The sequence below is a fragment of the Shewanella sp. CAL98-MNA-CIBAN-0140 genome (genome assembly GCF_040309905.1).
GTDB lineage: Bacteria > Pseudomonadota > Gammaproteobacteria > Enterobacterales > Shewanellaceae > Shewanella > Shewanella psychromarinicola.
Window position 1 is genome coordinate 22,961 of the sequence record NZ_JBEOPI010000037.1, and the last position, 21,957, is coordinate 44,917.

At 41.7% G+C, this 21,957-nt stretch carries 21 protein-coding genes and 1 pseudogene; 11 read left to right on the forward strand and 11 right to left on the reverse strand.

Annotated elements, in window-relative coordinates; genetic code table 11:
• Window positions 1–11: 11 nt before the first annotated feature.
• The 4 genes from AAEY93_RS16625 to trhP form a co-directional block, all read right to left on the reverse strand.
• Window positions 12–479, reverse strand: coding sequence for a hypothetical protein (locus AAEY93_RS16625; RefSeq protein ID WP_351078458.1), 468 nt, complete (start codon window positions 477–479; stop codon window positions 12–14).
• A gap of 253 nt (window positions 480–732) precedes the next feature.
• A complete protein-coding gene (locus AAEY93_RS16630; RefSeq protein WP_233768562.1) occupies window positions 733–1,467 on the reverse strand; it encodes an ice-binding family protein in 735 nt (244 codons plus the stop codon).
• Window positions 1,468–3,035: 1,568 nt separating this feature from the next.
• Window positions 3,036–3,293, reverse strand: coding sequence for a YfhL family 4Fe-4S dicluster ferredoxin (locus tag AAEY93_RS16635; RefSeq protein ID WP_124012052.1), 258 nt, complete (start codon window positions 3,291–3,293; stop codon window positions 3,036–3,038).
• Between the two features lie 12 nt (window positions 3,294–3,305).
• Window positions 3,306–4,670, reverse strand: coding sequence for a prephenate-dependent tRNA uridine(34) hydroxylase TrhP (gene trhP, locus AAEY93_RS16640; protein WP_101032482.1), 1,365 nt, complete (start codon window positions 4,668–4,670; stop codon window positions 3,306–3,308).
• 252 nt (window positions 4,671–4,922) lie between these two features.
• Between trhP and AAEY93_RS16645 the strand changes: the two genes are divergently transcribed.
• Window positions 4,923–5,765 carry an HDOD domain-containing protein gene (locus tag AAEY93_RS16645; RefSeq protein WP_101032481.1) on the forward strand — a complete coding sequence of 281 codons (843 nt, stop codon included), beginning with the start codon at window positions 4,923–4,925 and terminating at the stop codon, window positions 5,763–5,765.
• 138 nt (window positions 5,766–5,903) lie between these two features.
• A complete protein-coding gene (locus AAEY93_RS16650; protein ID WP_351078464.1) occupies window positions 5,904–7,403 on the forward strand; it encodes a putative bifunctional diguanylate cyclase/phosphodiesterase in 1,500 nt (499 codons plus the stop codon).
• A 51-nt stretch (window positions 7,404–7,454) separates the two neighbouring features.
• On the opposite strand, the gene AAEY93_RS16655 is transcribed toward AAEY93_RS16650, so the two are convergent.
• The 6 genes and pseudogenes from AAEY93_RS16655 to ettA all read right to left on the reverse strand — a co-directional run bounded on the left by AAEY93_RS16655 (window position 7,455) and on the right by ettA (window position 13,165).
• On the reverse strand, window positions 7,455–7,886 hold the full coding sequence (locus AAEY93_RS16655; RefSeq protein WP_101032480.1) for an acyl-CoA thioesterase: 432 nt from the start codon (window positions 7,884–7,886) through the stop codon (window positions 7,455–7,457).
• Window positions 7,887–7,921: 35 nt separating this feature from the next.
• Window positions 7,922–8,737 (reverse strand): substrate-binding periplasmic protein, encoded by an 816-nt coding sequence (locus AAEY93_RS16660; RefSeq protein WP_351078467.1) that lies wholly within the window; start codon window positions 8,735–8,737, stop codon window positions 7,922–7,924.
• A 1,154-nt stretch (window positions 8,738–9,891) separates the two neighbouring features.
• A complete protein-coding gene (locus AAEY93_RS16665) occupies window positions 9,892–10,365 on the reverse strand; it encodes a LabA-like NYN domain-containing protein (protein ID WP_101032479.1) in 474 nt (157 codons plus the stop codon).
• 17 nt (window positions 10,366–10,382) lie between these two features.
• A pseudogene (locus AAEY93_RS16670) lies at window positions 10,383–10,591 on the reverse strand (hypothetical protein); the annotation flags it as partial.
• A gap of 338 nt (window positions 10,592–10,929) precedes the next feature.
• Window positions 10,930–11,154: a hypothetical protein gene (locus tag AAEY93_RS16675; RefSeq protein WP_351078470.1), complete on the reverse strand. Its 225-nt coding sequence runs from the start codon at window positions 11,152–11,154 to the stop codon at window positions 10,930–10,932.
• Window positions 11,155–11,497: 343 nt separating this feature from the next.
• The gene (gene ettA / locus AAEY93_RS16680) at window positions 11,498–13,165 is read right to left on the reverse strand and encodes an energy-dependent translational throttle protein EttA (RefSeq protein ID WP_351078473.1); all 1,668 of its coding nucleotides are present in this window, start codon (window positions 13,163–13,165) and stop codon (window positions 11,498–11,500) included.
• Between the two features lie 261 nt (window positions 13,166–13,426).
• Between ettA and glyA the strand changes: the two genes are divergently transcribed.
• The 9 genes from glyA to AAEY93_RS16725 all read left to right on the forward strand — a co-directional run bounded on the left by glyA (window position 13,427) and on the right by AAEY93_RS16725 (window position 20,962).
• Window positions 13,427–14,680: a serine hydroxymethyltransferase gene (gene glyA, locus AAEY93_RS16685; protein WP_101032477.1), complete on the forward strand. Its 1,254-nt coding sequence runs from the start codon at window positions 13,427–13,429 to the stop codon at window positions 14,678–14,680.
• 109 nt (window positions 14,681–14,789) lie between these two features.
• Window positions 14,790–15,239 (forward strand): transcriptional regulator NrdR, encoded by a 450-nt coding sequence (nrdR, locus tag AAEY93_RS16690; protein ID WP_101032476.1) that lies wholly within the window; start codon window positions 14,790–14,792, stop codon window positions 15,237–15,239.
• Window positions 15,240–15,301: 62 nt separating this feature from the next.
• Entirely contained in the window at window positions 15,302–16,447 is a 1,146-nt protein-coding gene (ribD, locus tag AAEY93_RS16695; protein ID WP_124012047.1) for a bifunctional diaminohydroxyphosphoribosylaminopyrimidine deaminase/5-amino-6-(5-phosphoribosylamino)uracil reductase RibD, read from the forward strand.
• Between the two features lie 63 nt (window positions 16,448–16,510).
• A complete protein-coding gene (locus AAEY93_RS16700; protein WP_124012046.1) occupies window positions 16,511–17,170 on the forward strand; it encodes a riboflavin synthase in 660 nt (219 codons plus the stop codon).
• Between the two features lie 124 nt (window positions 17,171–17,294).
• Window positions 17,295–18,398, forward strand: a complete 1,104-nt coding sequence (ribBA, locus tag AAEY93_RS16705; RefSeq protein ID WP_101032473.1) for a bifunctional 3,4-dihydroxy-2-butanone-4-phosphate synthase/GTP cyclohydrolase II — start codon at window positions 17,295–17,297, stop codon at window positions 18,396–18,398.
• Between the two features lie 124 nt (window positions 18,399–18,522).
• On the forward strand, window positions 18,523–18,999 hold the full coding sequence (ribH, locus tag AAEY93_RS16710; protein ID WP_011636512.1) for a 6,7-dimethyl-8-ribityllumazine synthase: 477 nt from the start codon (window positions 18,523–18,525) through the stop codon (window positions 18,997–18,999).
• A gap of 13 nt (window positions 19,000–19,012) precedes the next feature.
• On the forward strand, window positions 19,013–19,417 hold the full coding sequence (gene nusB, locus AAEY93_RS16715) for a transcription antitermination factor NusB (protein WP_101032472.1): 405 nt from the start codon (window positions 19,013–19,015) through the stop codon (window positions 19,415–19,417).
• Window positions 19,418–19,504: 87 nt separating this feature from the next.
• On the forward strand, window positions 19,505–20,461 hold the full coding sequence (gene thiL / locus AAEY93_RS16720; protein WP_124012045.1) for a thiamine-phosphate kinase: 957 nt from the start codon (window positions 19,505–19,507) through the stop codon (window positions 20,459–20,461).
• 9 nt (window positions 20,462–20,470) lie between these two features.
• Window positions 20,471–20,962: a phosphatidylglycerophosphatase A family protein gene (locus tag AAEY93_RS16725; protein ID WP_124012044.1), complete on the forward strand. Its 492-nt coding sequence runs from the start codon at window positions 20,471–20,473 to the stop codon at window positions 20,960–20,962.
• Window positions 20,963–21,242: 280 nt separating this feature from the next.
• Here the strand turns inward: AAEY93_RS16725 and AAEY93_RS16730 are convergent, their stop codons facing one another.
• Window positions 21,243–21,845, reverse strand: a complete 603-nt coding sequence (locus AAEY93_RS16730) for a hypothetical protein (RefSeq protein ID WP_351078480.1) — start codon at window positions 21,843–21,845, stop codon at window positions 21,243–21,245.
• Between the last annotated feature and the right edge of the window lie 112 nt (window positions 21,846–21,957).

Below are 21,957 nucleotides of genomic sequence, written 5' to 3' on the forward strand. Positions count from 1 at the left end.
ACGACTTGGGGTTAATCAGCCGATATTTGGGTGTTTTTTGTAAAGTGCAGAAAAATAGCTAAGGCAATCAAAAGTAATGCAGTACTGCAAATAATGGCGACTGGATAATATAAATTACCGGCGAGATCGAGTTGACTATACTTAATCACCATTATTAATCCCTCAAGCGATAGCGCAATACAAACCGTTCCGATAAATCTAGGGATCGTTCTCCTTAAGATGGCAACAGCATCACTCTCACTTTCCTCATGGCCTGAATACTCTTTATTTATCACCAAAGCCAACTCAAATACTGCAAGCGCGATGATCCCAGTATTGATGCTACTCAAAAAAATCTGCATGATGTCAGTTCCATTTGAAATACCTTTGAAAATGGTCGTCATTAATGAAAACATAATAGCCACAGTTAAGCCTAAAAAAATCATTGTGAATGATTTTGCTAAAATACTTTTAATCCAAAAAAATAATTTATTATTCATCTTACCTTCTGTTATATTTTAATGTTTATACATCACCGACTGGTCAGGGAAAGCCTTTAGCGTTAGCGTATTTAACGTGTAACCTACCAAATAAAAATACCACCATTTTTTTGCTTCAAAATAATTATAAAAGTTATAAAAACCAATGGAATAAACCAAAAAAAACAGGATTACAGAGCTGAGCTTGTAATCCTGTTAAATTGACTAGTAGGGGAAAATATTTACCTAACATCTCCCCCCTCTTACTTGCTACTTATTCAGCAGGCTGAGTAATGGCATTTTGTTGTAAAGTCACTGCCGTTTGAGCTAATAATCGACCGTTGATAGAGGTGCCGGTATTTACGGCAATCATCGTTTTACTCAGCACGATACCTTCAAAATGTGAGTTCGTTCCTAGCGTTACCGAGCCTGCGACCTGCCAGAAAATGTTTTTGGCTAGTGCGCCACCCGCTAATGTCACGTTCATTGCATTAGCCTGATTAAGATTACCTGCCACCTGCATAATCCAGACATCATTTGGGCCGCCAGAAAGGGTGACATCTTTACTGATATTAAGGTCTGAAGACCATTTGTAAAGACCAGGAACCATAGTTAGGCCGCCGATTTCGCCGGCACCAAGTTCATTGAAATCCACTGAAACACGTCCTGCGGCGTCATCATAGGCAAATCCCATGTCACCCACAGCCAATTCTAGGTAGCTTGCTGAATTTATCGCGCAAGGAGCTGGGCCCGCAGTGTCAACCGTGTAAATAGCGCCGGTCACTTCATTACAGTTAAGTAGTAGCGCCGCACCTGTGATAGGGCTAGTGCCGACATCACCAACAATGGCAGAACGATAAACATCAGTAATACCTGTTTGACTCAAAATAGTGAATGAACCTGCGCTTTTAAGATTAACTGCAGTTGGGCCAGCAGCCATTGCATTTCCAGCAAATAAACCACCAATAACTAATGGCAACAGTAATTTGTTCAAATTTTTTTTAAGCATGATCATCATTATTTCCCTTATAAGGAATGTTAAATTAAGTAGTAACAAGATTGTTACTACTTTCGGACTGGTTGTCCGTTCTATTGAGGTATTTGCAACGAGTATGCCAGAATGAATATCGGACCGAAACTAAACTAATTCATTGATATTAAATGCTATTTTTATATGCTTGAATAATATCAACTGCTAAACTACCAAATACCTAACTAGCATATTTACCTGAACTACCATATTTGATAGTTTTCCGTATAACTATTTAAGGGTTTACATACATTATCGAATAACTAATCACCGTCGTTTGAAGGCAGATTATGTTGTCTGAGCGGGTGATAAGTTCGATTGAAAGCCCCTGGTTGTCGCTGAATCGGTGAAGTAAGAAGGCCATAGACTTTCAAGCTTAACTAAGGCCAAGCTCATCGATCGCATCAGTGAGGTCAATGGCAAAGTCATCCAATGTATTGGGATTATGTTGGTGGTGCCAAGGGCTTTGACAATCTGGCGAACGTCGATTTTTTGTTGCCTCAAAGGCATACATCCAAGCGCCACTATTCCCAGAAATATCCTCTCGGCGCGATAATTTGTTAATGCATACTCAAGGTCGCCATCGCTGATAAGCAGTAATTAATATGGAGATATTAAGAGATCGTGCGGTTAACGTTTTGTCATCAGCTTAGGTTGGCGAATAACCCCCTCTGTCACTATTGCTGATAAGCCATAATATGGAGGTATTAAGAAATCGTGGGTTAACGTTTTGTCGTTAACTCAGATTGGCGAATAAATTCCTCTGCCACTATTGTTAATAAGCCATAATATTGAGGGGTTAAGAAAGGGTGCGATTAATGTTTTGTCGTCAGCTTAGGTTGACGAATAAACCCCTCTGTCACCATTGCTGATGTTGCCATCGCGGATAAGCCATAATATGGAGGTGTTAAGAAATCGTGCGGTTAACGTTTTGTCGTTAACTCAGATTGACGAATAACCCCCTCTGTCACTATTGCTGATAAGCCATAATATGGAGGTATTAAGAAATCGTGGGTTAACGTTTTGTCGTTAACTCAGATTGGCGAATAAATTCCTCTGCCACTATTGTTAATAAGCCATAATATTGAGGGGTTAAGAAAGGGTGCGATTAACGTTTTGTCGTCAGCTTAGGTTGACGAATAAACCCCTCTGTCACCATTGCTGATGTTGCCATCGCGGATAAGCCATAATATGGAGGTGTTAAGAAATCGTGCGATTAACGTTTTGTCGTTAACTCAGATTGGCGAATAAAACCCTCTGTCACTATTACTGATGTCGCCATCGTGGATAAGCCATAATTAATATGGAGGTGTTAAGAAAGGGTGCGATTAACGTTTTGTCGCCCGCGTTGTCTGCTTGACGGTTAATGTCCTCATCTCGTTTCCTAATCTTTGACATGGGTTGCCTAGATCATCCAATAGCATTGGTCATTATCTGTTAGAGAGGTCTTTATTTATGGCGCAGCGCTCTCTATTGTTGAATGTACAGTCGTTTCGTTAAAGGTAATGACTGTCGGTGGCATAGGTTCAACATAGTCCTTGCCGGTGTTAATCTGCCAGTTTGCCCGTGATTGCTGCGTATTTTATTAATAGCGCATCTTGTGACTCTATATGTTCTGGGTCGGGATCAATACAATCAATGGGACAAACCGATACACAAGTCGGCTTGTCGTAATGCCCGACGCATTCAGTGCACAATGCGGGATCAATTTCATACACCTCTTCACCCATAGTGATCGCCTCATTAGGGCATTCGGGTTCGCACATGTCACAATTGATGCAGCTATCGTCAATGATTAATGCCATAAAAACCTTAAGTTAACCGGGTTGATGAGGGTTTCGCGTATCTAACCCTTCAGGTAGGTTACGCATTAACATCGCTTTGTTTACATTAATATCCACTGGCAGCGCTAGAAACACGAAGTGCCCCGAGCCTAACGCGGAATCGATTGACTCGCCTTTGCGATTAAGTAACGATTCAATAGTGATAACAAAATTACCTTCGGTTGTCATTACTTCAACACTGTCACCGACGGAAAATTTATTTTTAACGTCAATTTCAGCTAATCCTTGAGCATTTCGTTGCCCGGTAAACTCACCGACAAATTGCTGGCTATCACTGACAGAGTGACCATATTGGTAATTTTGATATTCGTCATGGACATGGCGACGTAAAAATCCTTCGGTATAACCGCGATGCGCTAAGCCTTCAAGGTTGCTCATCAAGGTTCGATCAAAATCTTTGCCAGCAGCCGCATCTTCAATGGCTTGGCGGTATAATTGCGCCGTGCGCGCGACATAGTAAAAAGATTTGGTACGGCCTTCAATTTTTAATGAATCCACGCCCATTCGGGTTAAGCGATCCACATGTTGAATAGCGCGTAAATCTTTTGAGTTCATGATGTAGGTGCCATGCTCATCTTCAAACGCTGGCATATACTCGCCAGGTCGACCGGCTTCTTGCAATAGGACAATGTCGCTACTGGGTTGGCCAGAACCTAATGTTGGCGATTCAAACTGTACCGTGGGGGCGACAGGGATGATATCACCGGTCTCAGTTTGCTGTGCTTGGTGCACATCGTATTTCCATCGACAGGAATTAGTACAGGTTCCTTGGTTTGGGTCGCGTTTATTCATGTAACCAGAGAGTAAACAACGGCCAGAATACGCCATGCAAAGTGCACCGTGAACAAATACTTCTAATTCAATATCGGGACAACGTTGACGAATTTCTTCAATTTCATCCAGTGACAATTCACGAGACAAAATGACCCGTTTAATGCCTTGCTGTTGCCAGAATTTAACTGACGCCCAGTTAATCGCGTTAGCTTGAACCGATAAGTGAATCACTTGCTCAGGAAAGGCCTCGCGGACCATCATGATGAGCCCTGGGTCTGACATAATAACGGCGTCAGGCTTCATCGCAATGACAGGTTGCATGTCTTTAATATAGGTTTTTAGCTTGGCATTGTGAGGTGCAATATTACTCACAACATACAATTTTTTGCCAAGGGCATGAGCCTCTTCTATACCGGTGGCGAGCGTTTCCATTTTGAAATCATTATTTCTGACTCGTAAGCTATAACGAGGTTGGCCTGCGTAAACGGCATCGGCACCATAAGCAAAGGCGTAACGCATATTTTTAAGCGTACCAGCGGGAGATAATAATTCAGGTTTAAACATGGTTTTTCTCGACCTAATGGGATATTGCATAACTCAAGGTCGGAAGCTTACTTAAGGATATTAGCGCGGACAAATATAGCCTTGGTATTTGTGATGTCGGTTGTCTTTTTAGTATGACAAAGGCAATATTTAAGCGATTAATTGGCACAACAGTGGACAATTAATTAAGTTCTAGCTTGTTGAGTAATCGCAAACGTTATCGGTTTGGGTATATAATCACAACATTATTGACTATATATTTATGGAGACTCCATGTCGACGGAACATCAACTCTTGGTTGGACTATTAAAGAAGCTTAAAGATGATGCTTTAGTGCTACCGACATTGCCAGAAGTGGCCATGCGCGTTCAAGAAGTCGTGTCTCGTCAAGATTCAAGTCTTAAACAAGTCGCAGATATTATTGGTCAAGATGCCGCTATCTCAGCTCGAATTATTAAAGTGGCTAACAGTGCCTTGTATTCACGGGGTAACAAAGCGGAAAGTATCAATGCTGCGGTTAGCCGTATTGGCTTAGTGCAAATAAAATCTATTACCACTTCTGTTGCCATGGAGCAGTTATTTATCTCCACTAACGAAATGGTGTGGGAAGTCATGGATGAAGTATGGAAAACCTCGATTGAGGTCACCGCTTCATCCTGTGCCATGCTCGAAATGTATAATAAGCGTCATCCCACTAAAAAATTAAATCGTGATACGTTAACCCTTGCGGGCTTAGTGCATAATATTGGTGCATTACCGGTATTAACCGAAGCAGAAGCTCAACCTGAACTGTTTAGTCGAATTGACGATTTACGCAGTTTAGTGCGTAAAATGCAGGGGCCGATTGGCCGTGCTGTATTAAAAACATGGGACTTTGCCCCAGAGGTAATGGAAGTGGTTGAACGTTGGTCTGATCTTCACTACCTGCCTAACACGGTCACTTACCTTGATTTTATTCGATCCGCAGCATTCTACACGGGTGAACTTCGTGCCGGTGAAGACTTAGAGGGAAGGTTAGGGGTGTTTGCCGAGCGCGGGTTACCTGTGACACCAGAAGATCTAGCCAGTGATGAATTTATTGAGATGTATCATTCAATTAAGCAAAGCTACGAATAGCCATTATTAATGGATATTTTTTATGGATATTACTCTTTGAGCCAATACCAGAATGAACACTATCCAAATACAATGCTGTTTAATGTCTAAAAACCACAAGACTGAAACTGTAACATGATGAATTATTTACTGATAACAATGTTATTTATTATTGCAGTTATGCTGTGCATTGTTGCATTTATTTATTGGCGCCAACATCGATTTATTCAGCGATTAACTCACTCGCTTGAACTCAGGTTGCTTAACCAAGATTCATTTAATATAGACTCTTCTTCTAAATCGTTAAAACCGCTCATTAACGTTCTTCATGATTTACATCAATCAAGCCTGTTTATTACCGAACGGGATAAGTTAACCGGATTAGCCAATCGTGTCGGTTTTAAACGAAAAATGCTGGCTAGAATGCCGATTTCAGAAGGCATGCTGGTGCTGGTGGATATTCACCAATTTCGTTTTGTGAATGATTTATTTGGTTTTTTATTTGGTGACAAACTGCTTAAAGCATTTGCAAAGCGGATCGATAGCCTTAATTGCAAAGCACAGTTTATTGCGCGGATGAACGGTAATGAGTTTCTGTTGTTTTATCACCAACCCTTGACTATCGAGCAGTTGCTCACCATAAAAAATGACTTACAAAGACCATTTGAAATTGAACAGCAGCCCATCAGTATCAAAATGCAATTAGGGGTGTTGTCATTAAGTGAACATCATGCGGATGTGAGTTTGATGCTTCGCCGCTTAGATTTAGCCCTGAAGAAAGCCAAAGCATTAAAGCAGCCGATTGCTTTTTATGATCAGGATGATGATAAAGCGCAATACCGAGAATTGCTAATCATTAATGGCTTGCCTAAAGGATTAAAGCAAGATCAATTATTTATGGTTTTTCAACCAAAATTAGATATAAAAAGTGGCCAATGTAAGCAGGTAGAAGCATTGATCCGTTGGCAGCATGAAAGCTTAGGACTAATTTCACCGAGTGAATTTATTCCATTAGCGGAACAAACCGGAATGATTGATATTCTGAGTCCTTGGGTGCTGGATAACGTGTTAGCTCAACAAGCCAAATGGCGAAATATGGGGATTTACGTTAATGTTGCGCTTAATTTGTCATCAACTGATTTAGATAATCCCAATTTGGCAGTCGATGTCGGCACAAAACTATCCCAGTATCTGGTTCCTGCCGAATCCATTACGATTGAAATCACCGAAAGCGCCTTAATGATATCACTAGAACAAACTATTATGACCTTAAATCAATTGCGAGATATCGGGGTTAAATTGGCCATTGATGACTTTGGTACCGGCCATTCTTCTTTGGCTTATTTACGTCATTTACCCGTAGATGAAGTGAAAATTGATAAAGCCTTTTTAGATGAATTTGAAACGTCCAAAGCCGCGAAACAAATTGTTAAGACCAGTATCGATCTCGCTAAAAATTTAGGTTTTGAAGTGACGGTTGAAGGGGTGGAATCTAAGTCAGTCTTAGAGACGTTACATCTTTTTGGGGTGGATACGATTCAAGGTGATTACTTTGCGAAACCTTTCACTGCCAGTGAGTTTGAACACATTTATCCGCAACTTAATTACTCGCAACTTAATCATTCGCAACTTAATCATCCGCAAATTAAACACCCATAACATAATGGTCTTTAAGGCGACATTGAAACGTTTTAGGTGACCATGCTAAGACTAAGATCCCACCGATAAATGGGCGATTAATTCTGCAGGCATAGGCGCAAGTTGACGCTTCTGGTTCATGCAGACCATTTCAACGGTTGCCGTTACCGCAGGCTTTTTGGCATTGGGACGCCATATTTGCTGTTTCCACACTGTACGATACTTACTTTCAAAATAAAATTGAGTACGAACATCAATAATTTCTGCAAATTCAACCCCATCGTGACATAACATATCGCTGCGATAAACAGCAAAACCTAATTGTTGTTGCTGCCAAAGTTGACTAAGCACATCCGCACCAATGACATGTTCACGTGCGCGTTCGAAATACTTTAAAAAATTAGGATGGTACACCACACCAGAAAAGTCGGTGTCTTCATAATAAATTTGTACCGCAAAAGAGTGAACTGGACTGTATTTGGGCTCTACAGAGACATGGCTCATTACACTATGACCTTATGTTATTCATTGTATTGTGGTTAATTATTTGAGGGCAGAAGCAGTTGATGATACTTGCCTTGTTTTTGTAACGTGAGCAGTCCTTTATCGAGTAATTGGCTAAGGTGCTTTGCTTGTGGATTATGTTTAGAAAACGCGACAAATATTTCACTGGTATGATTGTTAAATTTTGCTTTTATATCACGGCTAACACCCATCTGGTTGATGTAAACATCAGCGACAAGATCATACATAATCGCAGTATCAATTCTGCCCACTAATAGCAAATTGATCAATTGGCGCTGACTATTAACGGTAATAACGTGTAGTTTCAGTTTCTCTACAAGTGTCATAAATTCATCTCCGTATTCATAACCATCCACAATACCAATCGTGCTCTGTGTTGGGATCTGCCATTTATTATTCACAATGTTAGGGTATTCTTTGGCAAAGAAAAAAGAAGCCGTTACGGTAAAAAGAGGTTCATTACCAAATACAAAGCGATCAATAGTGCTCTGCTCACGGGTGACATTAAAGACGCCATCAACAGTGCCGCGTTCGGTCATAATCAGACCCCGAGAGTAAGGTACGACAATTGTGGAAACCTCAACATCAACTTGCTCAAAAGCATGGTTGATAATGTTGTGGGAAATACCTCTGCCGACTTCATCAGCAAACGGGGGCCAACTATCTTCTGCTGCTAACGTGATTCTTAGTGATTCTGCCACTGCCATTTTAGGGGTGACGATAACGCAAGCGCTTACAAGTGCAAGTAAAGTAACCTGAGCAAATATACGCCACACTTTGCCAGTTAGAATGTAACCAAGCAGGACGTTTGGGTAACCTATTAACGACATATAATCCTTTATTAAATGTTCCTGTTGCGCCAAGCGGATAATAGCACCTTTACTATTAAAGTGATATTTCCTCTGTTGCGAATATCGCCAATCAATAGCCGCTAGAATATGATTACTGCTAATGCCTACAAACTGACTCAGTGATAGATTAATGGTCATAATAAGGGTAACGGAAAAGAGTAATATTAATATTAACTAATTGATTGTTTTGCTAATAGATCAATAGGCTAGCCATAGTGTTAGTCATCAAGTTAGTTTGTTAAGGCGTCGATTTTGGCTGGTAAATGATTGAAATAAATACCATCACGGGCGAAAGCTGGAAAGTCACCGTGCAAATTAAAGAGCCCCTATGGCTGCTAGAGCGACCTTCGGTTTGTTAGGCTCAAGTGTCGCTTGGCTGCTAAGATTTTATAGGTTCTAGCCACGCAGCGTCCTAGCCTTTAGGCCTTGTTCTTCGGGAGCGCTGAAACGAGTATGTTGAAGTGGTTTGGGGATATATCAGCCATAGCCAAAATGATGGCTCAGGAGATGGGATTAAGTTATTTCAGTTTAATGTGCAGATGAATGCCGTGATGAATAGAGGTGGTCTATTGAGTAAACCCACTGACGATCCGGTGGGCTTTAAGCACAAAGATATAATGTCAGCATTGATGCCGACTTAGCTTAACAGCAAAAAAACATATTTTTAGATCGTGTCTGTTATCGTTGTCCTGGGCAGGATAATTTACTTAATCCGACAGTTGGTATTGCATCACGAAGTGTCTTATAAGCACACAATGACAAGCATTAAGCATTAAGCATTAAGCATTAAGCATTAAGCATTAAGCATTTGAGTAATGCCTTTATATTAAAACGTGACGCTATCACTTTTGTTACAAGCCGAGCCGTTGCTCTTTTTTTACATAATGTTACTGATTTCTTTGGCTAGCATAGCGTAGAGAAAAGCTTTATCGATTTGAAATTGTTGACTGACAAGCGACATCAATAACAACCCTAACCCTATGCGGTCGCGGTTTCATTTTTGCAAAGACAAACCATTAAATCGCTTATCTAGAGCGATTATTGATTTAACCGCTAATAGACACTCATCAGGATTAGCTATTGTAAAAGAGTGTCGATAAAGCGTATGCGAAATAAAGTAATGGCGTAAATGGCTAAATCAATAATGTGTTATCAATGGCGGTAAATTGCTGACATTGGTCGGTTAGCGACTTTGCGGTAAGGCGCTCAACACTTACTACATGGGTGTAGCATGTGGTCGTTTGGTTGATTTTTTTGAGTAACAAATCAAAATCACCATCACCAGACAGTAAAATAACTTCATCTACCATGGGGGCTATCTCAAGCATATCGATAGTAATACCGACATCCCAATCTCCCTTGGCTGAGCCATCACTACGCTGAATATAAGGCTTAGTTTTAACCGTAAAGCCAATATGTTTTAGTGCATCTTGAAATTTAACCTGTCCGTCATCTGCCGGAGCAATCGCATAGGCGATAGCATGGCTAATATTGCCTTGTGCGGATAAACGTTTATACAAGGCGCGGTAATTAAATGAACGCCCAAAACCTTGCTTACAGGTGTAATAAATATTTTGCACATCTACGAATACGGCAAGGGTTGTCATTATTACACCTGTGAAGGTTAAGGCTGTTGCGCTTTTTGAGCGGCAATGGCGTCATTAAGTTGTGCTTCAACTAACCCTAGTGAGTGAGTTGACGAAGAGATGAGTCGGTACATTGCGGGGATCACCAATAGAGTGACAACGTCGCCAATGCCATATTGAAGAATATCACAGTTGCTACCGCAATACGGTTTTCACTGCCAGATGCGGTAAAGACCATTAGCGGTATTGGATAAAATGCTGCTTTTGGACTCTTTCAATCAATCTGCGATAGAGGGGGATGTTGAACACTGAATCGAACTATTTAAACGACTGGCTGTGTGCGACTTGATTTCGATAAATCGGTAATTAAATGATTAGTAATATCTTTTTTGAGTGTAACTAATGGCTGAATTTTAGTGGCACGTTTTTTTATTTATCGCCTCATATTCAGTTAATATGACTACTTTTTCAGTTTCAAGATGTTTGCCGTCTTGTTGTGGTTTTTGAGTTAATTCATCGATTAAAGAAACAGACTTTTCAATTTTTTTATCGGTTTCGGCTATCGCCGTATTAGCCCTAATAACCTTAGGTAAATAGTGCAATGAATTCGTTATATCGTTGTCGTTCTAAAATAATTGCTTTTTTCCGCACGTCAATGTCATCGGCTTTTCTATTAAATGGTGAAAATTTGCCGTTAACCGTGATGAGCAGGATATCGATATTGTATTGATGTTCAATTTTATTGAGGCTCTGCTTTTCTGCCGAGGTAATGACTTCGATTGCCGAAAATGAGTTGGTACAATAAAACACGGTAAATTGAACCGTATCTCACTGATATCACCGTTAAACTGGCTTACAAGCTGGAATCGTTAAAGCTAGGTAATAAACTGAATTTAATCAGTAAAAAGTAAAAAAAGCTTGGTAATTTATAATGCGGAAGTGATTTTTCGCTTTATAAACAGATTATGGTGTATTGCCCACAATGAATTGGCAAAATGTTGGTATAGGTTGATATTTTTATCGTTTAATCTGAGAATAATCATTCAATACGCTCAAATACAATAAAGCAGAGCGCTAAGGCTCTGCTTTATTGAGTAACATCGTTAGCGGGGCAAAGGCCTGTTTGATAGCCTTTTACTATCCTTAGCTGAGATTACTTATTTAACCGCTTATATTTTAATCGATGCGGTTCTACTACATCGGCGCCTAAGCTATCTTTTAACCAAGTTGAATACTCAGTATAGTTACCTTCATAGAAACTCACTTTACCTTCGTCTCGGTAATCCAGAATATGGGTAGCGATACGGTCAAGGAACCAACGGTCATGTGAAATAACCATCGCACAACCGGGAAACTCTAATAACGCTTCTTCTAGGGCGCGTAATGTTTCTACGTCCAAGTCGTTGGTAGGTTCGTCGAGTAATAATACGTTGCCACCGGCTTGTATTAATTTGGCTAAGTGGACTCGGTTGCGCTCGCCACCCGATAAGGTGCCGATAATTTTTTGCTGATCGCCACCACGGAAGTTAAAACGTCCGACATAAGCACGGCTCGAAATTTCAGTATTATTGATCCGCATAATATCGTGGCCGCCAGAAATCTCTTGCCACACGGTATTTTTATCATTCATTGAATCACGGAACTGCTCAACAGAAGCAATTTGAACTGAGTCACCCACAGAAATTGAGCCACTGTCTGGTTGTTCTTCGCCTGAGATCATTTTGAATAACGTCGACTTACCCGCACCGTTAGCTCCGATAATCCCCACAATGGCGCCCTTGGGAACGGTAAAGGTAAGATCGTCAATCAATACGCGATCACCATAGGATTTTGTTAAGTTAGTCACTTCAATCACTTTATCACCGAGGCGTGGCCCTGGTGGAATAAACAATTCGTTGGTCTCGTTACGTTTTTGGTAATCGTTAGTGTTGAGTTCTTCAAAACGCGCCATACGGGCTTTGCCCTTAGATTGGCGGCCTTTCGCACCTTGACGTATCCATTCTAATTCTTTTGCGATAGTTTTTTGACGAGCACTTTGTGTTGAAGATTCTTGTTGCAAACGGGCATCTTTCTGCTCAAGCCATGAGGAGTAGTTACCTTCCCAGGGGATCCCTTCACCACGGTCGAGTTCTAAAATCCAGCCTGCTGCATTGTCTAAGAAATAGCGGTCATGGGTAATAGCGACTACGGTGCCAGAATACTCTTGTAAAAAGTGCTCTAACCATGCGACGGATTCAGCATCCAAGTGGTTTGTCGGTTCGTCGAGTAATAGCATTTCAGGCTTTTCAAGTAGCAAGCGACAAAGGGCTACCCGTCGACGTTCACCACCGGACAGTACAGCAATTTTTTCATCCCAATCGGGCAGACGTAACGCGTTTGCTGCACGGTCTAGAATATGATCAAGATTGTGTGCATCTTGAGATTGGATGATGGCTTCTAACTCACCTTGTTCTTTGGCTAGGGCATCAAAATCTGCATCGGGTTCAGCATAAGCGGCGTAAACAGCATCTAAACGGATCAATGCATTTTTGGCTTCACTCAGGGCTTCTTCGACGGCCTCGCGAACCGTTTGTTGCTCGTTTAAGCGCGGCTCTTGCGGTAAATAACCAATTTTTAGTCCAGGCATTGGACGCGCTTCACCTTCAATTTCGGTATCTATACCGGCCATGATGCGCAGCAATGTCGATTTACCTGAACCGTTTAATCCGAGTACACCAATTTTGGCGCCAGGAAAGAAGCTTAATGAAATGTCTTTCAAAATTTGCTTTTTAGGTGGGACAATTTTACCCACACGAAGCATGCTGTATACAAATTGAGCCATAATTATACTGTCTAATTGTCAACAAAGATGATGATAATTCTACTGTATTATGAGCTGAACTCAACAGGCAATTGTGTGATTTAATCCACAGCGCTTTTTAGGTCAAAAAGAATGAAGGATCTGGCCACTTGGTGCCATAAACATGAATAGTTTTGTATTCAGAACACAGTGAATTTCATGTTGTTTCTACTGTGAATCATCATCGTTGCAGGGTAGAATAACGCGCAACCCTACTATACAGATAATGATGTTGGAGCTAGCATGTTGAAGAAAGCGATGAATATTGCGGATTATGATCCAGAATTATTTAAAGCCATTGAAGATGAAACTTGTCGTCAAGAAGAACACATTGAATTGATTGCATCTGAAAACTATACCAGTCCTCGTGTGATGGAAGCCCAAGGTTCTCAGTTAACCAACAAGTATGCTGAAGGTTATCCAGGTAAGCGTTACTATGGTGGGTGCGAATACGTTGATGTGATTGAAACATTAGCGATTGAACGCGCAAAAGAATTATTTGGTGCAACATATGCGAACGTACAGCCTCATTCCGGTTCGCAAGCAAACAGTGCTGTATTTATGGCGTTATTGCAGCCAGGCGATACCGTTTTAGGGATGAACCTTGCTCATGGTGGTCATTTGACCCACGGTTCACCGGTTAATTTTTCTGGCAAGCTTTACAACATCATTCCCTACGGTATCGATGAGTCTGGCAAAATTGATTATGACGAAATGGAGCGTTTAGCCATTGAACATAAGCCTAAAATGATGATCGGCGGTTTTTCGGCTTTTTCAGGTATTGTTGACTGGGCTAGAATGCGCGAGATTGCCGACAAAATTGGTGCTTATTTGTTTGTTGATATGGCCCACGTGGCAGGCTTAATTGCCGCAGGTGTTTATCCAACGCCAGTGCCTTATGCTCATGTAATAACGTCAACAACCCATAAAACATTGGCCGGCCCACGCGGCGGGATTATTATTTCTGCAGCCGATGATGAAGTTTTATATAAAAAACTAAACTCAGCAGTATTCCCTGGTGGTCAGGGGGGTCCTTTAATGCATGTTATCGCAGGTAAAGCGGTCGCATTTAAAGAAGCACTAGAGCCAGAATTTAAAGTATACCAACAGCAAGTTGTTAAAAATGCCAAAGCCATGGTTGAAGTGTTTTTAGCCCGCGGTTACAAAATCGTTTCTGGCGGTACTGAAAACCATTTAATGTTGGTTGACTTAATTGGCCGCGATTTAACCGGTAAAGAAGCCGACGCAGCCTTAGGCAGTGCCAACATTACCGTTAACAAAAATTCAGTGCCTAACGACCCTCGTTCACCGTTTGTGACCTCTGGTGTTCGTATTGGTACACCAGCCATTACTCGTCGCGGCTTTAAAGAAGCTGAAGCGAAAGAATTGACCGGTTGGATTTGTGACATTCTTGATGATGCATCTAATACAGCGGTTATTGAGCGCGTAAAAGGTCAAGTATTGACCTTGTGTGCTCGATTCCCTGTATACGGTTAATCGTATTTGGATGTCTGTTGATACAGGTTTAGGTTAACCTTGTTCACCAAATAGGATAAACTTTAATGGCCGCTAATTGCTAGCGGCCATTTTTTCTGCAGGAGTCCTAATGCATTGCCCTTTTTGTAGCGCGACCGATACCAAAGTGATAGATTCTCGATTAGTGGCTGATGGTCACCAAGTCCGTCGTCGCCGGGAATGTACCGAATGTCATGAACGTTTTACCACCTTTGAAGGCGCTGAATTAGTCATGCCTAGAGTGATAAAACGCGATGGCACCCGACAACCATTTGATGAAGAGAAACTGCGCGGCGGCATGTTGCGTGCCGTTGAAAAACGTCCGGTTTCTATTGATGACATTGATCAAGCGTTGACAAAAATTAAATCAATGCTGCGCGCGACTGGTGAGCGCGAAGTGGATTCGGAAATGATTGGTAATCTTATGATGGAACAGTTGATGAACCTTGATAAGGTGGCTTACATTCGTTTCGCCTCTGTTTATCGTGCGTTTGAAGATGTGTCACAATTTGGCGAGGCCATTGCTAAGTTGCAAAAGTAATGCTGTGTAATGACCGTTTTTAACGGTTATCATGGCATCTAAGCAATAAGAGATTATCTATCATGTCCAACGGGCCTACTTTTGACACCCAAATGATGAGCCGTGCTATAGCGCTTGCCGAGAAAGGCCGTTATACCACTAGGCCCAACCCCTGTGTTGGTTGTGTCATTGTCTATCAGAATAAGATTATCGGTGAGGGTTTCCATCAGCGTGCTGGCGAAGGCCACGCTGAAGTCAATGCGCTGAAAATGGTGCTTGATAATGGTCATAGCGCTCAAGGCGCCACCGCCTATGTAACCTTAGAACCTTGCAGTCATTATGGTCGTACGCCACCTTGCGCTTCAGGGTTAATTAACGCCAAGGTTGCGCGAGTCGTTGTTGCTGTGACCGATGCGAACCCAGAAGTGTCAGGCCGCGGTATCACCATGTTACGTGAGGCTGGAATTAAGGTCGATGTAGGACTACTCAGCCAACAAGCTTATGATCTCAATCTAGGCTTTATGAAGCGCATGAAAACTAGGCTTCCTTGGGTCACGGTTAAAATAGCCGCCAGTTTAGACGGTAAAACCGCCCTGTCTAATGGGGTGTCAAAGTGGATTACCGGCAGTGCTGCACGAGCCGATGTGCAAAAATACCGTGCCAGCCACTGTGCATTAATCACAGGCGTTGAAACAATCCTTATCGATGACCCTAGCCTTAATGTGCGCTATGAGGCGTTAGGTGAGTTAACCACTCGCCATACAAAAGATGAAATTTTCCAACCTTTAAGGGTTGTGCTAGACAGCAGAGCGAGACTGACGGCAACACAAAGGTTATTTTCAATTCAAAGTCCTATTTTACTGGTTTCTGGCTGTCAATATTCCCAAAGTGCTAAAGCTGCTTTTCCACAACACGTTTCTTTTTTACAATTAGAATGTGACTCGTCGGGCAGGATCCCATTGTTAGCTTTGCTAACGTATTTAGGCCAGCATACTAATTCTGTTTTAGTCGAAGCGGGTGCGACCTTAGCTGGGGCGTTTGTCGCTCAAGGCCTCGCCGATGACATTGTGCTTTATCAAGCGCCTAAACTGTTAGGCAGCCATGGACGTAATATGTTGCAGTTACCCGATTACAGTGCCATGGAGCAAACGCCGGCATTGCAATTAATTGATGAGCGCAACGTTGGACAAGATAAGCGTTATATCCTCAGATATAATCAACCCTATTAATGTGGCAGTTGTTTAAGAAAAACCTGAACAACTGCAAAGTTTAAAAGCAAAAAGTGAGTCATTATGTTTACTGGGATAATCGAAGCCCTTGGTACATTACGTAAAATTGATCGCAAAGGTAACGATATCCGCTTAACCGTTGCCAGCGGCAAGTTGGATTTAACCGATGTAAACCTAGGTGATAGCATTGCCACAAATGGCGTGTGCTTGACCGTTGTTGAGCGTTTAGGCGATAGCTACGTTGCGGATATATCGGCTGAAACAGTTGAATTAACTGGTTTTAGTCGTTATCAAGTTGGCCAAAAGGTTAATCTTGAAAAAGCCGTTACGGCGACCACGAGGTTGGGTGGACACATGGTCAGCGGCCACGTTGATGGCATTGCAAAAATTGAGCAATGTGCTTACCGAGGCAAGGCACTTGAGTTTTGGTTATCGGTACCGGTTCAATTAAGTCGCTACATTGCTCACAAAGGATCGGTCACCATTGATGGCGTTAGTTTGACCGTCAATGAAGTTGATGGAACTCGTTTTAGATTAACCATCGTGCCTCATACTGCGGGTGAAACCACGCTGGTGGATCTCAAAGTTGGTGACAGCGTGAACATCGAAGTGGATTTAATTGCCCGCTATTTAGAGCGTTTAATGCAACCTGATGCTAGCCAAGCACAGCCGTCATCGGGTGTGACGATGGAATTATTAGCTAAGTCTGGATTTTTGCGCTAATCGCTCCAAGCATAAAAAATTGTACTCAAAGATTATGCACAATACATGATTCAAAATAACAAATACAAAATGCAAATTGATTTAATTATTTAAAATCAAAAACTTAATAGAGAAAGGTCTGACAATGGCGCTACATAACATAGAAGAAATCATTGAAGATATTCGTCAAGGTAAGATGGTTATCTTGATGGATGATGAAGACAGAGAGAATGAAGGTGATTTGATCATGGCCGCTGATAAAGTGACGCCTGCTGCAATCAATTTCATGGCAACCTATGGCCGCGGATTAATTTGCCAAACCATGACCAAAGAGCGTTGTCAGCAGCTTAACTTGCCTTTAATGGTCACCAACAACAATGCGCAGTTCTCGACTAACTTTACCGTATCAATTGAAGCGGCGACCGGGGTCACAACCGGGATCTCAGCTCATGACCGAGCCGTGACCGTTCAAGTCGCTGTTGCCAAAGATGCCAAAGCCTCTGATTTAGTACAACCTGGGCATATTTTTCCGTTAATGGCACAAGAAGGCGGGGTATTGACGCGTGCTGGCCATACTGAAGCCGGTTGCGATTTAGCGCGCTTAGCTGGCTGTGAACCTTCAGCTGTGATTGTTGAAATTTTAAATGAAGACGGCACCATGGCGCGCTGTCCTGATTTAGAAATATTCAGTCAAAAGCATGGGATTAAAATCGGTACCATTGCAGACCTAATTGAATACCGTAACACCAACGAAACCACGGTTGTACGCGAAGCTCAATGTAAACTACCGACTCGTTTTGGTGATTTTACTATGGTGACATTTAGAGACACTATTGATAATCAATTACACTACGCATTGGTTAAAGATGAAGTGAAGCCTAATTGTTTAGTGCGTGTGCATTTGCAAAATACCTTTAACGATTTACTGCATTCTGAGCGAGATCAAACGCGTAGCTGGCCATTAGAAAAAGCCATGCAACGCATTGCTTTAGAAGGTGGCGTATTGGTGTTACTGGGTAACGTTGAGCATTCAAGTCAGATTCTGGCAAAAGTGAAAGCGTTTGAGGCCGAAGATAATGGCCAATCACCAGCAGGAGCCATGTGGCAAGGAACATCACGTCGTGTTGGCGTCGGCTCGCAAATTCTGTCGAGTCTAGGTGTCAGTACAATGCGCTTATTAAGTTCGCCAAAGCGTTACCATTCCTTGTCAGGTTTTGGTTTAGAAGTAACGGATTATATAGCTGAATAATTTTGGCTTATGGTAAATTTAATAATTTCATTAATTGCATAGCGCTCAGGGCTTTCGGCTGTGATATCATAGCGCCTCTTTTTTGCCCCGAGCGGGGTGCTTTAGCTAATTTAGGTAAGATAGAATGAACGTAGTTCAAGGTAATATCGAAGCGAAAAATGCCAAAGTGGCGATTGTAATATCGCGATTCAATAGCTTTTTAGTTGAAAGTCTGCTTGACGGTGCAATAGACACATTAAAGCGTTTCGGCCAGGTCAGTGACGACAACATTACTGTTGTTCGAGTGCCTGGTGCAGTTGAATTACCGCTTGCTGCAAAACGTGTTGCTGCAAGTGGAAAGTTTGACGGGATCATTGCATTAGGTGCTGTCATCCGTGGCGGTACACCTCATTTTGAATTTGTTGCTGGTGAATGTAACAAAGGTCTTGCACAAGTTGCATTAGAGTACGATCTTCCTGTTTCATTCGGTGTATTAACTACAGATACCATTGAGCAAGCTATTGAGCGTTCAGGTACTAAAGCAGGTAACAAAGGTGGCGAAGCTGCCCTTAGTTTGCTTGAAATGGTTAATGTACTGCAACAACTAGAACAACAGCTGTAATAGTAGGAAAAGTATGAAACCTTCAGAGCGCCGTAAGGCCCGCCGTTTAGCCGTTCAAGCCATTTATTCATGGCAGTTAAGTAAAAACAAAGTTGCTGACGTAGAACATGAGTTTTTAACTGAACAGAACACTGACGGTGTTGATGTCGCTTATTTTCGTGAGCTATTAACCGGTGTAGCATCAAAAATATCGCAAATTGATGAGCTGTTAAAGCCACATCTTGATCGTAATTTTGAAGAAGTGTCACCAGTAGAAAAAGCCATTGTGCGTCTGGCAACTTACGAGTTGACCTTCCGTAAAGATGTGCCGTTTAAAGTGGCTATTAACGAAGGTATCGAGTTAGCGAAAGCGTTTGGTGCTGAAGATAGTCACAAATTTGTCAACGGCTTGCTTGATAAGTTAGTGAAGCATAAGTAACACCAGAACGGTATCTTCGGATACCGTTTTCATTTGTTATTAATTGTTTCAAAATTAAGGTGGACGGTTTACCGTACCAGACTGAATGTGAAAGAATTTCAACTCATCGAACATTACTTCCGCAATAAAGGTCAAAAAAGGCGCGATGTTGAGTTAAGCATCGGCGATGACTGTGCGTTAGTGAATCCTGCGGACAAGAAATCTTTAGCAATTTCTTGTGATACCCTTGTTGAAAATATCCATTTTTTAGCAGACATTCCAGCTCATGCTTTAGGTTATAAATCGCTAGCGGTTAACCTTTCTGATCTTGCCGCAATGGGGGCCGAGCCCGCTTGGTTTACTTTAGCACTGACGTTACCCTGTGTTGATGAACCTTGGTTAGCCCAGTTCAGTGCCGGCCTTTTTGATATTGCTGAATATTATGGTATTGCACTCATTGGTGGTGATACCACCCGTGGTCCGCGCAGTATCAGTATTACGATTAATGGCCAAGTCCCTAAAGGTACAGCATTAACCCGTGCAGGTGCAAAAAGAGGAGACTGGATCTATGTGACGGGAACCCTAGGTGATTCAGCCTTAGGCCTTGATATTATCAGAGGTGTTAAGACCGTTAACGCTGAAGATAAACAATATCTGATTAACCGCCATTATTACCCAACGCCTCGTGTGTTGGCAGGTCAAGCACTACGCACTCTAGCCACAAGCGCTATTGATTTGTCTGATGGCTTAATGTCTGATATTGGACATGTGTTATCGGCATCGAAAGTCGGCGCCATCATTGATGTGGATCTCATTCCTTTATCAAACTCACTTAAAGCCAATCTTAGTCGTGAAGATGCATTAAGTTATGCATTAACTGGCGGTGAAGACTACGAACTTTTATTTACTGTGCCAGAGTCACAACGCGGTGCAATTGATACCGCGCTAATTCATGCTGGGGTGAAGTTTGTTAAAATTGGTCAGATCAGCGCCGGCGATAAATTAAAACTAGTAGAAAATGGGCAAGCATTCACCCCTATTTCACGTGGCTTTGTGCATTTTTAATTGAGTACTATGAGACTATTAACCCAAGATAAATTCGTTAAAAAACTGTCTTTAGCCCACCCAATTCATTTTTTGGCATTAGGCTTTGGCAGCGGTAAAGCGGCAAAAGCGCCGGGTACCTTTGGTACCTTAGCCGCAGTGCCCATAGTGTTGCTCATGCAGCAGTTAAGCTTAACGAATTACCTCATCATCACCTGTATTAGTATGCTTGCCGGATTCTATATTTGTGGGAAAGCGGCTAGAGATATGGGTGTACACGACCATGGCGCTATTGTGTGGGATGAAGTGGTTGGGTTGATGATCACCATGATTGCCGCGCCTTTAGGTTTTATATGGTTAGCTCTCGGTTTTGTATTATTTCGCTTTTTTGACATTATAAAGCCATGGCCTATACGTTGGCTTGATGCCAAAGTGCATGGTGGTTTTGGGATTATGATTGATGATGTATTGGCGGGTGTGTTTTCGTTAATCGGTGTGCAGCTTGCAGTGTATTATCTATAAGTAACCTGAATTTTGGATAACAAACGACTATCAAACAGTCCTTTCCTAACTGAGTTGAAAGACTTACTATTAACGCAACCAGTAACAAGAGGCTGCGTCTTATTAACAAACAACAAGTTTAGATCGATATATGGCTAAGCGTGTTCATTTTATTACCTTCTCATCTTTTATCTCTATTTCAGATTAAGTACTTTATATAAAGATTTATAAACCAAAAAAAAGCATATTTGTGCTCTTTTGTCGCTAACGGTATTAAATAAAATCAGTCGATGTGATGTTATTAAGATGATTTTTCGGTAAGTAGATTAGTTCGCAATTGCTCTAAATCTTTATTTATATTAGTTAAACGTTGCTTATAATCTGTTTCATAAACGGTGCAGTTAAATAGTTTACCAATCGGATTGTAACGTGATATCCATAATTGCTTTATATAATTGTCGAAAGAGCAGTAATCCGGTTTTATGACCGTGTGTTCAGAGGTTGTTGAAACCGGTTCCTTAACTAAGCTAACAATATACTCAGCCATGAGGTTGTCACTGTCTGTGGGCTTATACAAAGCATCTGCTAACCATTTTTCATAAAAAGCTACCTTATCAGACTGCACTTCAATTAACATTTGTTGTCTGACATTTTGAGCAAACTGCCATTCACCAGAAAATACTCTCTCAAAATCGCTATTAGTTAATTCGAATGGCGTTTGCCAAGTTGTGACTTTGTTTGAAACCGCGGTATCGAGTGTCTTAGCTAAGGTGCTGGCAAAGTTAAGTTGAGATTTGATTACGCTAACGGCAATCATATGGTTGAATATAGAGCGAGATGAGTGATAAACCATATTCCAGAATTGAGCATCTTTATTTAAAAATGTTAACAAGGCTTCATTCACGTTAAGGTTAGGGGATCCGTCAAGGTTTATTAAAACGTAAGCGGTCAATTAAGCGGTGGAGCCCGATATCATCAAGCTTTTAGATCGGCATGCCAAGGTAATAAATCACTTA